The sequence below is a fragment of the Priestia sp. D3YE.R1 genome (assembly GCF_049199565.1).
Classification (GTDB): domain Bacteria; phylum Bacillota; class Bacilli; order Bacillales; family Bacillaceae_H; genus Priestia; species Priestia aryabhattai.
Map to the genome: position 1 here is coordinate 71301 of NZ_JBLTHW010000005.1, position 14481 is coordinate 85781.

Annotated in this window: 13 protein-coding genes and 1 pseudogene; 10 read left to right on the forward strand and 4 right to left on the reverse strand. The window is 33.8% G+C overall.

Annotated features, from left to right (window positions below):
* Positions 1–484: 484 nt before the first annotated feature.
* Positions 485–2239 (forward strand): reverse transcriptase domain-containing protein, encoded by a 1755-nt coding sequence (locus ACOZIR_RS23690; protein ID WP_421535901.1) that lies wholly within the window; start codon positions 485–487, stop codon positions 2237–2239.
* Between the two features lie 424 nt (positions 2240–2663).
* The gene (locus tag ACOZIR_RS23695) at positions 2664–2936 is read left to right on the forward strand and encodes an AbrB/MazE/SpoVT family DNA-binding domain-containing protein (RefSeq protein WP_200508656.1); all 273 of its coding nucleotides are present in this window, start codon (positions 2664–2666) and stop codon (positions 2934–2936) included.
* A gap of 404 nt (positions 2937–3340) precedes the next feature.
* Here ACOZIR_RS23695 and ACOZIR_RS23700 read toward each other — a convergent pair whose 3' ends face one another.
* The 3 genes from ACOZIR_RS23700 to ACOZIR_RS23710 form a co-directional block, all read right to left on the reverse strand.
* Positions 3341–4579 (reverse strand): ATP-binding protein, encoded by a 1239-nt coding sequence (locus ACOZIR_RS23700; RefSeq protein ID WP_421535902.1) that lies wholly within the window; start codon positions 4577–4579, stop codon positions 3341–3343.
* A 494-nt stretch (positions 4580–5073) separates the two neighbouring features.
* Positions 5074–5508 (reverse strand): hypothetical protein, encoded by a 435-nt coding sequence (locus ACOZIR_RS23705; protein WP_421535903.1) that lies wholly within the window; start codon positions 5506–5508, stop codon positions 5074–5076.
* Between the two features lie 377 nt (positions 5509–5885).
* On the reverse strand, positions 5886–6545 hold the full coding sequence (locus ACOZIR_RS23710; RefSeq protein ID WP_421535904.1) for a helix-turn-helix transcriptional regulator: 660 nt from the start codon (positions 6543–6545) through the stop codon (positions 5886–5888).
* 354 nt (positions 6546–6899) lie between these two features.
* Here ACOZIR_RS23710 and ACOZIR_RS23715 point away from each other — a divergent pair, with 354 nt between their 5' ends.
* The 8 genes and pseudogenes from ACOZIR_RS23715 to ACOZIR_RS23750 all read left to right on the forward strand — a co-directional run bounded on the left by ACOZIR_RS23715 (position 6900) and on the right by ACOZIR_RS23750 (position 13789).
* The gene (locus tag ACOZIR_RS23715) at positions 6900–7514 is read left to right on the forward strand and encodes a superoxide dismutase (protein WP_421535905.1); all 615 of its coding nucleotides are present in this window, start codon (positions 6900–6902) and stop codon (positions 7512–7514) included.
* 229 nt (positions 7515–7743) lie between these two features.
* A pseudogene (locus ACOZIR_RS23720) lies at positions 7744–7935 on the forward strand (TetR/AcrR family transcriptional regulator); the annotation flags it as partial.
* 121 nt (positions 7936–8056) lie between these two features.
* Entirely contained in the window at positions 8057–8647 is a 591-nt protein-coding gene (locus tag ACOZIR_RS23725) for a TetR/AcrR family transcriptional regulator (RefSeq protein WP_421535906.1), read from the forward strand.
* Positions 8648–8816: 169 nt separating this feature from the next.
* Positions 8817–9662, forward strand: a complete 846-nt coding sequence (locus tag ACOZIR_RS23730; RefSeq protein WP_421535907.1) for a hypothetical protein — start codon at positions 8817–8819, stop codon at positions 9660–9662.
* A 313-nt stretch (positions 9663–9975) separates the two neighbouring features.
* Complete coding sequence (locus ACOZIR_RS23735) at positions 9976–10737, forward strand: hypothetical protein (protein ID WP_421535908.1); 762 nt, start codon at positions 9976–9978, stop codon at positions 10735–10737.
* A gap of 381 nt (positions 10738–11118) precedes the next feature.
* Positions 11119–12501, forward strand: coding sequence for an MFS transporter (locus ACOZIR_RS23740; RefSeq protein ID WP_421535909.1), 1383 nt, complete (start codon positions 11119–11121; stop codon positions 12499–12501).
* Between the two features lie 104 nt (positions 12502–12605).
* Positions 12606–13532: a DMT family transporter gene (locus ACOZIR_RS23745; protein ID WP_421535910.1), complete on the forward strand. Its 927-nt coding sequence runs from the start codon at positions 12606–12608 to the stop codon at positions 13530–13532.
* A gap of 59 nt (positions 13533–13591) precedes the next feature.
* Positions 13592–13789, forward strand: a complete 198-nt coding sequence (locus ACOZIR_RS23750; RefSeq protein ID WP_421535911.1) for a 2-hydroxymuconate tautomerase — start codon at positions 13592–13594, stop codon at positions 13787–13789.
* A gap of 157 nt (positions 13790–13946) precedes the next feature.
* On the opposite strand, the gene ACOZIR_RS23755 is transcribed toward ACOZIR_RS23750, so the two are convergent.
* Entirely contained in the window at positions 13947–14294 is a 348-nt protein-coding gene (locus ACOZIR_RS23755; RefSeq protein ID WP_421535912.1) for a YxiJ family protein, read from the reverse strand.
* Positions 14295–14481 lie beyond the last annotated feature (187 nt).

Sequence of the window (14481 nt, forward strand, 5' to 3'; positions counted from 1 at the left end):
ATTCGAAATTTTTTTAATACATACCTGTTATTGTGGGTGGCTACCTAGGAACATGGATTTTAGTGGAAGAAAGATGAAGAGAAACAAGAACAATTAAATGTGTTTAATTTAATTGTAAAGTACTTTTATTATAGATGCGTTATCATTTACATCTTTTGCAGAAAAATAACCCATTTGTCTACTTAACATAACCAAGGTTTATTGAAACAAAAAGAGACCACATTTGGGGTCTCTTTAATTTTGTCTATTTTTATTATGGATTCAATGATGACTTTTAACCTATTACAATAGTATAATAATTGGAGGAAAGTAGGGTGCAACTGTCTTTCGTGGTGTTAATCGCTACGTCTTATCAAAACGTATGGTTTATTTTCCTGCGCGTGTTTACCTTTTATAATTTTCCGTTTTAATATACGCTACTATGCTAAGTTAAAATGGTAGAATTGTCCCTGCTTTCCTAATATTAAAATAAGGATGATTAGTCATGCCCCTTCAAGTCAGTCATAAATTAATATCCAGTGATGAGAATATAGTATATAAGTTTAAATCTATGGTTGATTTTGAAGATGTAGCTAATTTACTTGAGATACCGCAAGAATTTTTGTGGAAAATCTTAATCAAAAACAAAGGTAAGAACTATCGAACATTTAAATTAAAGAAAAAAAGTGGTGGCGAAAGAGTTATTAACGCACCAGAAAACAATTTATCTATTATCCAAAAGAAATTGGCATATATTTTATCAATAAATTATAAAAAACATCACCCAAGCTCTCATGGTTTTGTTCCAAATAGAAGTATTATAACGAATGCAAGTCAACATACCGGTAAAAAATTTGTTTTGAACTTGGATTTGGATAATTTTTTTGGATCTATAACATTTGGGCGAGTAAGGGCTATGTTAATGAGCTATTATAAATTTAATAATAGCGTTGCTTCTACATTAGCAAATATTTGCTGCAACGACAAAGGAGTACTACCCCAAGGAGCAGCTACTTCCCCAATCATCTCAAATATAATTTCTCGAAAGCTGGATGAAGACCTTTTTAGACTTGCAAAGCAAAGGAAATGTACTTACTCCAGATATGCTGATGATATTACTTTTTCAACTAACAAAGATTCTTTCCCACAGGAAATAGCTTTTATGGATGGGCCTATGACAATAATTAGTTCTCAAGTAGAAAATCTAATTAAGAAAAATGGTTTTTCTATAAATGATAAAAAAAGTAGGTTACGTAATCTCAGTGAGAGTCAATCTGTTACTGGAATAACTGTTAATCAAAAAACAAATGTTAATAGGCAATATATTCGTAAAATTAGATCTATTCTTAATTGTATAGAAAAGAATATAGACGATGTTAGTAAAGCTGAAACAATATTTAGAGAAAAATATAATTTTCGACAAACTCTAAATAAAGAGCCAAATATGTTTGATGTGTTAAGAGGTATGATTTCACATGTAGGACATGTAAAAAGTAAAGATGACATGGTCTTTTTAAAATTGGCAAAAAGATTTAATAAACTAATAAAGGAACAAAACTTAGCATTTATTAGGATACCGATTAATGATATTAGGTTAAGAGAAGAAAATACATTTGTTATCGAATCTTTGTCCAATACCTACTCTTTTGAAGGAGAAGATGAGGAAGCTCTCGCCTATAATGACCAAGGAACAGGATTTTTGTTAAGGAATATAGGTTTAGTAACAAATGCTCACGTTCTTAAAGAAAACATCGAGGTTTTAGAATACGGTGCTCAATTTAAAAAAGAATATTATATAGAAATCCATAAATCTAAATACAGTATGAGAAGATACTTTGCAAAAATTGATTATTATGATTCATTTAGAGATATTGCAATATTAACTATAAGAGATCTTGATATAACTAAGTTTGGATTTGACTACAATAAGAATATAGCGTGTGAACAAGACATTAAATTAATTGGGTATCCCGAATTCAGAAATGGGCAAGATTTAAGAGTCTTACCAGGAACGGTCATGGGGAAAAGGAATAATACAGATAATAGAAGAAATCAAGAGCGTTATGAAATAAGTGCTTCAATTTTTGCTGGGAACAGTGGTGGACCAGTAATAAACTCCGATAACGAAGTTATTGCAGTAGCTGTAAGAGGTTTCACAGAAAATGGTGTAGTACCAAATGAGGTAATTCCAATTTCTGATGTTATTAATATATTTGAAAATAAAACACGCCAATTGTATCAAGCATCGCACACTAAATGAGTGCATTTAAAATAAGAGGAATCCTCAAAAAAGGGTTTCTCTTATATCTGTGTAATTCAAGCCACTCTAAAAGAGTGGCTTTTTTATTTAGAAAAGGGTTCTATTTGTCGCCAATAAGTATAAATGGTGAAACTAACGATTTTTATAAAATGTTTTACGATTTACTCATATACTAAAGTTAGTTTTATATAGGTTATAAATAACTTGAATAAGTTATATTTCTAATCACTACATCAGGTTAAACTAAAAATACTGAGTGATTTAACAATTTCCATTATAATTCTTCCATGCAACCTTTCTTCCTAACCTTATGATACTGAAATATCTTCCTCCAACCAAAATGTAATATATTACTAATGAAAACATTAAAAAGCATATTGTACACTTAATGGGTATGTAAGTACTATTTTATGGAGGTTTTAAATTGAAAGCTACTGGCATCGTTAGGAAACTAGACAACCTGGGAAGAGTAGTCTTACCCATCGAACTAAGAAGAACATTAAATATTAAAAAGAACGAACCTGTTGAAATTTTTGTAGATAATGAGAACATTGTGTTGAAAAAATATTCGCCTAATTTAGCCTGTAAAGTGACAGGTGAAGTTTCCGAAGATAATCTAATCTTGGCAAAAGGAAAAGTAATTCTAAGCCGTGAGGGAGTAAAGCAACTGCTTAGAGAGTTAGAAGTAAAGTTATAACTCAAATATGAAGAATGAGGGCAGACTCTTTTCGACTTTCATACCTTGTCTTTTAATTAGAATGTCTGTCCGATCATTTTGAGCAAGAATACTGTAAAGTATCTTCTAAGATAAATACTCCAAAAGAGATGAAATAACAATGATTTTATTAATGAGATTGTTGTTTTCTTCTTTATATCCTTTATGAGTAATACTTATTTATATACAAATCTACAGTTTTTAACTTTGTTTTAAATGCGTGTTTTGACAAAAAAACACCCCAATCATTAGAGTTTCTTTGTCTAACAATTGGGGTGCAGTTCAATTGAGGAGTCTTTTTTACATAACGAGTGTTATAGAGAGGAAAAGACTATAAACTGTGTGCTATCATCTGGTCCTTGACCGTACATATATGGCAATCTACGTTACTTATCTGCATGTCTCTTAGGAACTATAGGTAGAATAACTTCAACCGTGGTTCCTCTATTAACCTTACTTGAAATTTTTAATTCTCCATCATGACTTTCCACAATCTTATAGCTTACCATTAACCCTAATCCTGTTCCTTTCTCTTTTGTCGTATAAAAAGGTTCACCAAGTGTTAGAAGTCGATCTTCTTGAATTCCTAAGCCTTGGTCAATAAAATAAATAGAAACTCTGTTTTTTTCTTTTCTCTTTATCTTCACATCAATGATTCCACCATTAGGCATCGCCTCAATCGCGTTCTTTAAAATATTGATAAAAACTTGCTTTAATTGATTTTCTTCGCATATAACATGAGGAATGTCTGATTCGCATTCTAAGAAGATTTGAATATTATTCATAATGGCTTGTGCATTAATAAGCATTACCACGTCTTTTAACAGACTTGTGATCTCTCTTTCTTTAAATTCACCAGCAGTTGGTTTGGCTAATACTAAAAATTCACCAACAATTAAATTAATTCTTTCTAACTCTGATAATACAAGATTGAAATGCTCTTCCTCGCCTTTGTATTTCGATTTGAATAATTGAATAAACCCTTTAATAGAGGTAAGAGGATTCCGAATTTCATGAGCAATTCCCGCAGCCATTTGTCCTATAAGGGCCAGCTTTTCTGATTTTTGCAAGAGAATCTCCGCCTCCTGCCTTTTATCCGTCACATCTTTAACAGTTGATATTATGGCTTCTTTTCCCTCAAATATAATTACGCGACTGGAGACTTCAACAAAAATAATCTTCCCGTCCAATCGTAAGAGTTTTTGCTCCACATTGCTAGACAGTATGCTTTTTTCAAGAAGTTGCTTTAATCGTCTGGTTGCTAATTCTTGATAATCCTTGGAATAAATAAAAGCATGAATAGACCTGCCTAAAATTTCACTCTTCCTTTGGGCACCAAGCATATTTTCTCCAGCTTTGTTTACATAAAGGATCCTATTTTGATTATGAATCAGGATAGACTCGGGTAACGTCTCAATTAATTGTTTATAATTATCTTCACTTTCCCTTGTCCTTTTCATATAAAATTTCATTTTATCGTATTGTCTGCCTATAAACCAAGCCATGGCTACAGCTATAACCAGATCTATATTTTCCATTTTAAAAGATTCATCTAAGAACAGGTTCTCAATTAATCCAAAACTAATTGCAATCATAATCAACGTGATTTGAGCTTTTTTCTTCATAAGAAGTTCCCCTTGAGTTGTAGTTACATAAAGAGCATAATACCATGAAAATGGATAAATGGTAACTGTGTATTTTTAGTTACCATAATGTGAGTTAACAGAAGCAAAATAAGTTTTATAAAAAATAATTACATTTCATGTTTCACTTTCGATCAAAGGGGTAAAGTACTATAATGGATTGGAATTTTACAAGAAACAGTCTTTTTAGATCTGTTTCTTTTTTTATTTAAGGTTATAAAACGAATAATAAATAGCAACTTGAGCCAACTACTCAAGATGCAATAGAGCATTATCAACATAACATCTATATTTCAACGACTAGGAAAACTACTGTACAGGTGCAGTAGTTTTTTCCATTTTTATGTTATATAGAATATACAAGGTTAGTTAACATAATCGAAATTCTAGGTACCCCTAGCTTTTAAAGTTTAGAGCAACTCTATTCCATAGAACAACTGAAAAAAGCCTTATGGCTTTAGATTATAATCTTCAAATTATTTTTGATGGAATATTACTTTTGCATGAGACGAAATTAAATTATTTTCCCTCGCTAGTTGACTAACAATTTCTTCAATATTTTCGATGGTCTCAACTTTACTTTCATCGGATTTTTCTTCAACTTCCAACTCCATTATATGATAATTTATGTCATATTCACCTCTAAAGCTATACCTTTTATACTTATTTTCAATCAATTTTCGATTAACTTTGCTAAAAAAATTAGATTTAATAAGTTGTTCCCGTACTTCATCCCTCTTTCTTTCTAGTTCTAAATCTTCCACATTGGAGGTTTCTTCATCTTTCATATCAATATCTTTTAGATTTCTCTCTTTTGCTTGAACAAATGAATTGTTAAAGGAAAAGACCAAACCAATGATTAAGCATAATGACACCAACTTCATATTCATAAAGAATAAATTATTTAGCATATGTATCCTCACTTAAAAAGGTTTAAATAACCCGTAATCTATATAATTTCACCATTAATATAACCCTACACCTACCTTTTTATAAACTGCAATAAGTTAGAGTGTAACCGATTTACAATTCTAGGGGGGAGATAACAATGGCTAATCCATTAACAGTAAATGGTTTCAAACTAAATATAATAAAAAGGCTGTACTTTATACATTCTATATAGCAACGGAGCTATCGACATTAAAAGCCCCTTGAATGATTAATTCAAGGAGTTTTTTTCTGTTTTTAGACTGTATATCCTATACAACCTTAGTTCACATAGCGTCTCTTTCCGGAACCAAGTAAGCAAAAGAATCCTTATAAATTTCTCATAAAAAAATGCTAACCATTAATTTTGGTTAGCATCTTCCTTACTTAAAGTATCCTTGAACTTAATCAGAAATCTACAGTGATGGTCATTGTCAGCTTTACATGTAATTCTTCTTACATCATCAGTTCCTAGAACTTCTTTAAAAAGATTTGTCTCACAAGAACATGCCTTCTTAAAATTATTAGCAACTGCTGAAATAGGACAATTATATTCAATAAGTTCATAGGTATTATCATCTATTTTTGTAAAGTCTGCCATGTAGCCTTTTTCATCTTGAATATTTCTTAAAGCTTCAACTTTTTGTTCAGGGTCTTTATTCGCCATATTTGGCAAATAGCTATTTTTTAATCTTTCACTTCGTTTCTCTAAAAGATAATCAATCGTATCTTCTCCATGTAGTTCTTTTAAATCAAAAAGAAAATCTACAGTTAAATTTTCATAATTGTTAGGAAAAGCTTCTTGAGCTTTCGAAGATAAAGAATAAACTTGAAGTGGTCGCCCCATAGGCTGCCTTACTTCAGTTATTGTTAAAAGGCCATCCCGTTCTATTGTGGTTAAATGTTTTCTAACAGCCATCTCAGTTATCCCAAGTGAACTCGATAATTCACTTACCGTTAACTGGGCCTCTTTTTTCAATAAAGTAAGGATTCTATCTTTAGTAGAAGTTTTAACTGTCATTTTTTTCACCTTCCTTAATTATAAACGTAAAAAACAATGTATGATTAGATAATTGAATTTATAAAATAAAAATCGACTATTCCTACTTTTTAGATAGAATAGTTTAAAAAGTACTTTAAGTTATTTTACCATAGAAATTCGTATCTTATCACACAATGTTCCTTTTAAAAAGTTCTATTATAAGAACAGGAGATATAGAAGGAAACGTTAGTTACTTCATAATAAAAATAGTTAAGTTATATTTTATGGGAATAATACCCACAAACTTTTTAAACTTTTTAGTTGAAAAAGTATAAAAAATGATTTACAATCAGATTTGTATTCAAAATATAAGAATTGAAAGGAGGAGTTTTAATGTCTACTTATCAACTTCCGACATTACCTTATAAACTTAACGCACTTCAGCCATATATTGGTGGAGACACGATGATGATTCATTACAATCTCCATCATGGCACATATGTGAACAATTTAAATGCAGCTTTGGAGGGACATGATAATCTTTCTAGTAAGACAGTTGAAGATTTGATTAGTAATCTTGATGCTATCCCTGAAGGTATTCGTACTGCTGTACGTAATAATGGTGGTGGACATGCAAATCATAGCTTTTTCTGGAAAATCATTGCTCCAAATGCAGGTAGAGAACCTATTGGTGAGGTTGCAAATGCAATGAACCAAACATTTGGAAGCTATGAAAACTTTAAAGAAGAATTTACTAAAGCAGCAACAACTCGTTTTGGATCGGGATGGGCTTGGCTTGTAGTAGATAATGGAGAATTAAAAATTACGAGTACACCTAACCAAGATAGTCCTCTTATGGAAGGTAAAAAACCAATTCTTGGGCTTGATGTTTGGGAACATGCTTACTATCTTAATTACCAAAACAAACGTCCAGATTATATTGCAGCTTTCTTTAACGTTATTAATTGGGACGAAGTTAATAAAAACTACAAACAATCGAATGTATAAAGTCTTTAAGTTTGTTTCAATACGCTCCAACTATTGGATTTAAATGTTTACTCTTGAGAAAATGAAGAAGAATACTACTCACAACCTTTGAGCTTATAAACATGCCTTGAATTTTAAAAAGCTACTATAAAATGTAGAAGCATTCCAACTTGACAAGGTATGCAAGCTGGGATATCAATTCCCCTAAATGTCAGTCAGTACTGACAGTCAAAAGAAATGAGGAGATTGAATGAACAGCAGTAAGAATATGAGCAGCAAAGATAAATTAATGGTGGCAGCAATTGATTTAATCGCAAAAAAAGGGTACAAAGGTGTAACCACTGAGGAAATTGCTATTGTGGCTGGACTGAGTAAAGAAACTTTGTTTCGACACTTCGGAAGCAAACAAAACCTTCTCAAAACAGCAGTTGACCGTTTTCATTCAAATTTAGAAAGCTACTATAAAATGTAGAAGTAGTCCAACTTGACAACGTATGCGAGCTGAGATATCATCTCCTCAAATGTCAGTCAGGGCTGACGGTCTAAAGAAATGAGGAGATTGAATGAACAGCAGTAAAAATTTGAGTAGCAAAGATAAATTAATGGTGGCAGCAATTGATCTAATCGCGGAAAAAGGGTACAAGGGTGTAACCACTCTAGAAATTGCTGCTGCGGCTGGATTGAGTGAAAAAACTCTGTTTCGACACTTCGGAAGCAAACAAAACCTTCTCGAAGCAGCAGTTGACCGTTTTCATTATACCGAAGAGATGACAAAACTTTTTGACGAGAAGCTTGTTTGGGATTTGCAGACAGACTTACTCCTTATCAGCCAAACATACCATAAAATTATGAATCGTAACCGGAAAATGATTATCATCAGTCTTAAGGAAGAAGATAACTTACCTGAGTTTCGGGAAATAACAAAGAAGCATCCTCGACAATTAGTTGAAATTTTGACGGATTACTTTAAGGTAATGTTTGAGAAAGGAAAGCTGATTCGAGTGAATCCAGAAATGCAGGCATTCTTATTTATAACAACGCACTATGGCGCATTTATAAACAACCTTGATAAAGGTGTAAATTTTCCATCCGTGTCGTTAGAATCCTTTATAACGGAAAGCGTTCAGACATTTACTAGGGCTTTAACTCCCTAGTTCTTTCCCTCCTCCTATTATGACAGTAAGTACTGACTGTCATAATTGAAACAGAATAAAGTTTAATGAAAGGGGGTGGTTGGCAGAGTAAAGAGAAAAAGCATTCAATGGGGACGACGAAGTTAGTTTACATTAAGTTTTATTATTACCATATTTGGAGGAGTTTAAAATGAAAACTAAAAAGCTAAAGGTAAATCTTTTTATCGGTTTCGCAGCCATAGTCTTGTGTATTCTCGCAGCCGTCGTCCTGTTCTTTCCTAAAGACACCCCATCTACGCAGGACAAGAACAAGGATAAGAACATCGTAAAGCTTCAATTCAGCGACGGCAGAAGTGATGTTCTTGGTGTTAAGAAAGTCAATGACGTCCTGCATAGCATCGGCGTGCGCGTCAGTACTTTGCCTATCCCGGAAGAAGCAAAGCCAATTCTCAAAGCTTCACAGACCCGTGCAATCAACGAAGAAGAACAGAGTAAGCTGATTTCTATTTTTAACTTGAACCGTGCTGATTTGCTGGAGCAAATCCGACTAGCAGGACGCACGCCGGAAGTCAAAGGCGGGGGCGATTTCACTACGGAAGTGGGTTTACCCTCATATCCAAAGATTTATGACATGAAGGCAATGGCGCCAGAAGTACAATCATCTGTACTGAACAAATATGGTCGACTACATGTAAACTCTTCGGACAATGGCACGGGCATCGATGAAGTAATGACCGTAGTTACGGGCGGACCGTTCACATGGATGTTCGTATTACCTGATGGTGTGGTTGCACGCCTGACTGTAGATAAGGTTGAATTAGATGACCAAGCTGTCCGCCTAAGCTACCCTGGCCTGGGTATGCATGCTGGTTACATGGATCCAAAGCAAGGTCTGATTGTAGCTTTCGCTCATGGACCAAAGAACTTTAAAGTTCGATTTGAGGGTTCTGATGTTAAACACGCAGAGTTGCTCAACACCAATCCTTGGGTCGATTTCTCAGGTGACACGCCGAAGTTACATGAGAAGGTGAAATAATCGTTTAACAAAAGGTGATGATATAACGGAGCAAAGAGAAAAAATCCAATGGATATTACAAATTTAGTTTAAATTAAGGTTCTCTATTGGCGAAAATACTTTGACCTACGCTCTAAATACACCATATCATTGTCGATCACTTGTCCACACTTAAAAAATGGAGACGAATGATTTCAAACCATTTAAGAAGAGGCTTGTTAAATTTAGTTATGCTAGACAGGTTATAAGTTTTGTAATATAGGCTAGCATAACTAGGAAGAATAAAATTAGTTTGAATTAAATTTTATGATTAACATATTTGGAGGAAATTAAAATGAAAAACACAAATCAAAAAGAATTCTCAACTACAACAAATAAAGATATCGTGAAGCTTCAGTTTAGTGATGGCCGAAGCGATGTTAAAGGAATTGAGGATGTCAATGCTGTCCTGCGTACTGTAGGAGTACGTGCTAGCACTCTACCTATTCCGGAAGAGGCAAAAACAATTCTCAAAGCTTCACAAACTCGTGCAATCAATGAGAAAGAGCAGGCTGAGTTAATTTCTATTTTTAATCTGACACGTTCTGATTTGCTAGAGCAAATTCAACTAGCAGGCCGTACTCCGGTATTCGCTGACGGAGGCGAATTTACTACAGAAGTGGGTTCACCATCATACCCAAAAATTTATGACATGCAAGCAATGAATGAAGAAGTACAATCAGCTGTATTAAATAAATATGGTCGACTACATGTGAACTCTTCAGACGATGGAACTGGCATTGATGAAGTAATGACTGTAGTTTCAGGTGGACCATTTACTTGGATGTTCACATTACCTGATGGTGTGGTTTCACGCTTGACTGTAGATACAGTTGGATTAGATGACCAAGCTGTCCGCCTAAGCTACCCTGGCCTTGGGATGCATGCTGGTTACATGAGTCCTAAAAAAGGTTTGATTGTAGCTTTCGCCCATGGTCCAGAGAGCTTTGAAGTTCGATTTGAGGGTTCTCATGTTGAGCACTCAGAATTGCTTAACACTAACCCTTGGGTTGATTTCTCAGGTAGTACACCAACACTACGTACGAAAGTAAAATAATTATTTAGCAAAAGGTTATAAAGTGAAAGAGCAAAGAGAAAAAGTCCAATGCATATTTTAAATTAAGGTTCTCTATTGCCGAAAACACTTTAATATATGGTCTAGATATATCGTATCATTGTGGATCACTTGTCCATACTTAAAAAATGGAGACGAATGATTTCAAACCATTTAAGAAGAAGCTTCTTAAATGTAGTTAAGTTAGATAGATTATAAGTTTTCTAATCTATTTAACTTAACATTGAATCATTTGTTTCTCCTCCATTTTCAAGATACTAACCATTCTTGAAAATGGAGGAGAACAAATGAATTATTTAGTTCTATCAAATTTACACAGTATATCTAACTTAACTAGTTAGACTTCAGAAAGAAGGGAATCTAATGAACACTCAAAAAAATAATGGAGAATTATTAATGCGTGTTCTTGCTTTTACACTTATCATCTCTGTCATGAATGCAACTATGTTTAATGTTGCACTTCCGGTTATCAGTAAACAATTTCAGCTTTCACCATCGCAGACGGGCTGGATTGTTACCGGCTATATGATTGTCTACGCTATGGGTACAGTTACTTTCGGAAAACTGACAGACAAATACAGCTTAAAGAATTTACTGACGTTTGGTATCTTACTTTTTGTTGCAGGTTCTATCGTAGGACTAGTAGCTACCACGTATTGGATGGTTATAGTAGGGCGTATTATACAGGCGGCTGGTGCAGCAGTTATTCCTGCGTTAGCAATGATTATACCGGTTCGTTACTTTTCACCAGAGAAACGCGGTCGCGCATTAGGTACTTCCGCAATCGGGTTAGCACTTGGTACAGCACTGGGTCCAATTGTTGCGGGACTGGTGACGAGCGTATTGAATTGGCAGGTTCTTTTCGCAATTCCTTTTTTATCACTGTTTACCTTGCCTTTTTATCGTAAATATTTGGATGATGAAAAAGGAAATGCAAGAAAAATCGACCTTATCGGTGGAGCACTTTTAGCAGGAACGGTAGCTACTCTATTGCTTTCATTAACACAAGGAGATATCTGGTTTTTAGTGACTGGGGTTGTTTTATTGATTTTATTCGTATTACGAATTCATTACGCTAAGGATCCTTTCGTAAAGCCGGATATTTTTCGAAATAAACAGTATTCGCTTGGCCTTGTTGTTACATTCGTAATAACTGCCATATGTTTCGGTATTCCATACGTTGCGCCGCAGCTACTCGCAGTCGTAAACCATATGTCACCAGCTTTAACAGGAATCATTATGCTGCCTTCAGCTCTATTCACCGCATTTTTAGGACGTAAAGGTGGAAAAATAGCTGATGAAAAAGGAAACTCAGTTCTGTTGTATACAGCGTCAACACTTCTTTTTGTTGGTTTCATATTTTTATCTTCAGTTGTTGGCCTATCTTCAGTATTTATTGGGATTTTTCTGATTTTTGGTGTCCTTGGTCAATCGTTCATGCAGATTGCTATGTCAAACACGATTTCACAAACGCTTCCTAAGGAGCATACAGGAATTGGAATGGGCTTTTTCTCAATGCTCAATTTTATTTCTGCAGCAACATCGACAGCTGCAATTGGTAAAGTACTAGACTTCGGCTCATCAACTGTTCGATTAAATCCAATACCACAAAATAGTGTCGCTTTTGTATATAGCAATATTTTTCTAGTGCTTGCGATTTTAGTCATTGTTATGACAGCTATTTATTACTTGAAATTTGGGCGTATCACTAAAACAACTACGGATGAGATGATTACTAAAGGTTAGCATGTTGAAGTGGAGGTAGACATCAAAGTGGCTACTTTCACTTCAATACCTGTAAGTTTAATTATAATTCACCTATAAAATAGAAAAAGGAAGGTGGAATAGATATGACTGAAAAAGGTAAGGCCTATATTGCAGCAATAGCCTATGCATTCATTATTGGGCTATCATTCATGTTTGTTAAAATGACTTTGGAAGTAGCTACACCGTTAGATACACTAGCTCATCGCTTTACAATTGCGTTTGTTGTAGCAACCATTTTTATACTCTTTTCTAAAAATAAATTAAAGATAAGCTGGAAAGATATTGTCCAAATCTTGCCTTTAGCACTATTATACCCTATTTTATTTTTTGCTTTCCAAGTGTTTGGGTTGGCTAGGACGTCTTCTTCACAAGCTGGAATTATACAAGCCACGGTACCTATTTTTACATTAGTGCTTGCCATCTTAATTTTGAAGGAAAAAGCAAAGCGTGCGCAACTTGTTTCTATATCTTTGTCAGTGCTTGGTGTTATTTACTTGCTCGTGATGAGTGGATCGGGAGCTGAAGCAGCGAATTTAGTGGGAAGTGTATTTATTATTATTTCTGCTATTACTAATGCTTTTTATAACGTCCTTGCAAGAAAGCTTACACAACGCTATTCCTTATTAACAATAACCTATATCATGACCTTATTTGGATTTGTTGCGTTTAATATTATGGCACTTGGAAGTCATGTCATACAGGGAACTACAAGTGAATTTTTCCAACCGTTTTCACACTTGAATTTTGTATTGGCTATTTTGTATTTAGGAATATTATCGTCACTTGGAACCTCATATCTTTCAAATTTTGCTTTGTCAAAAATAGAAGCAGCTCAAATGAGTGTTTTCAGTAACGTTGCTACGCTAATTACCATTATTGCTGGCGTCTTATTCTTACAAGAAGCCTTTCACTTCTATCACCTAATTGGAGGAATTATGATTATCATAGGTGTGGTTGGAGCCAACTTCGTTGGTGCAAAGAGCAAGAGGAATGAAAAAGAGAGTCTTTAACCAGCTAAATATAAATTGAACAATATCGTTAGAATAGATTTTATGGAGGATGATTAACAATGCCTGTTATTAAAATTAATATTGTACCTGAGCTTCTTCAAGTAGATAAAGAAGAAGCATATAAAGAAATGGTAAAAGGAATAACAAAGGTTGTCTCAGAAAGTACCAAAGTACCTGCAGAAGCCATACACGTAATGATTAAAGAAATAAGTGCTAACCGTTACAGTGTGGGTGGAAAACTATTTAATGATAAGTAAAGCAATTCAAAAAAGCAATCAAATTAGATAAAAACTATTTGATTGCTTTTTTCTTTTTTCAGCTATATATGATATACAAACGAAGTTAACATGATGTTCCTTATCGGCACAAAAAAAGGCGACTATTTAGAAAGTCGTCCCTTTTTCTTTACTGGCTTCAATTAAATAAATAACTTAATATGAGCTCTCTTGTTTTCTCATAAATCTTATATTCTTCGTACAAATTTGGATAGGTAGAGATTTCTTTTTCTAAAAAAGAATATTGCGGAAAAACTTCAAATAAAGTCAACTTTAATTCATCGATCTGATTTTGAGGAATTTTCTTCGTTTTACCTTTCACCATATAACTTAAACTGCCAGCAATATTCATCCAATAGCTATTAAAGTCTGCGGTTAACATATCGTCTTCATGTAATTTCCCACTAAATTTATCTTGTATTTTACGAATGTCTTCGTGGGGAAATGGATGATACAGGTCATTGTTAAGCTTCTTTAATTCATCCAATATAGTTAGTTTCCTTATATTAAACTCCGCCTTTTCGTTTTATGTAGAGCTTTATTTTACCACTGTGTACACAAGGTTCACCATAAAAGCTATGTGCATACTCTATATACTTTTAGTTAACATAGTCCATATTATCAGAAGCCGAAATATTTCTTTTTTTATCTTCATTCAACGGTCCTTAAACAGT

Coding starts and splice junctions, on each gene's coding strand:
- ACOZIR_RS23690 (WP_421535901.1), top strand. CDS start 485: ATGCCCCTTCAAGTCAGTCATAAATTAATATCCAGTGATGAGAATATA.
- ACOZIR_RS23700 (WP_421535902.1), bottom strand. CDS start 4,579: ATGAAGAAAAAAGCTCAAATCACGTTGATTATGATTGCAATTAGTTTT.
- ACOZIR_RS23705 (WP_421535903.1), bottom strand. CDS start 5,508: ATGCTAAATAATTTATTCTTTATGAATATGAAGTTGGTGTCATTATGC.
- ACOZIR_RS23710 (WP_421535904.1), bottom strand. CDS start 6,545: ATGACAGTTAAAACTTCTACTAAAGATAGAATCCTTACTTTATTGAAA.
- ACOZIR_RS23715 (WP_421535905.1), top strand. CDS start 6,900: ATGTCTACTTATCAACTTCCGACATTACCTTATAAACTTAACGCACTT.
- ACOZIR_RS23725 (WP_421535906.1), top strand. CDS start 8,057: ATGAACAGCAGTAAAAATTTGAGTAGCAAAGATAAATTAATGGTGGCA.
- ACOZIR_RS23730 (WP_421535907.1), top strand. CDS start 8,817: ATGAAAACTAAAAAGCTAAAGGTAAATCTTTTTATCGGTTTCGCAGCC.
- ACOZIR_RS23735 (WP_421535908.1), top strand. CDS start 9,976: ATGAAAAACACAAATCAAAAAGAATTCTCAACTACAACAAATAAAGAT.
- ACOZIR_RS23740 (WP_421535909.1), top strand. CDS start 11,119: ATGAACACTCAAAAAAATAATGGAGAATTATTAATGCGTGTTCTTGCT.
- ACOZIR_RS23745 (WP_421535910.1), top strand. CDS start 12,606: ATGACTGAAAAAGGTAAGGCCTATATTGCAGCAATAGCCTATGCATTC.
- ACOZIR_RS23750 (WP_421535911.1), top strand. CDS start 13,592: ATGCCTGTTATTAAAATTAATATTGTACCTGAGCTTCTTCAAGTAGAT.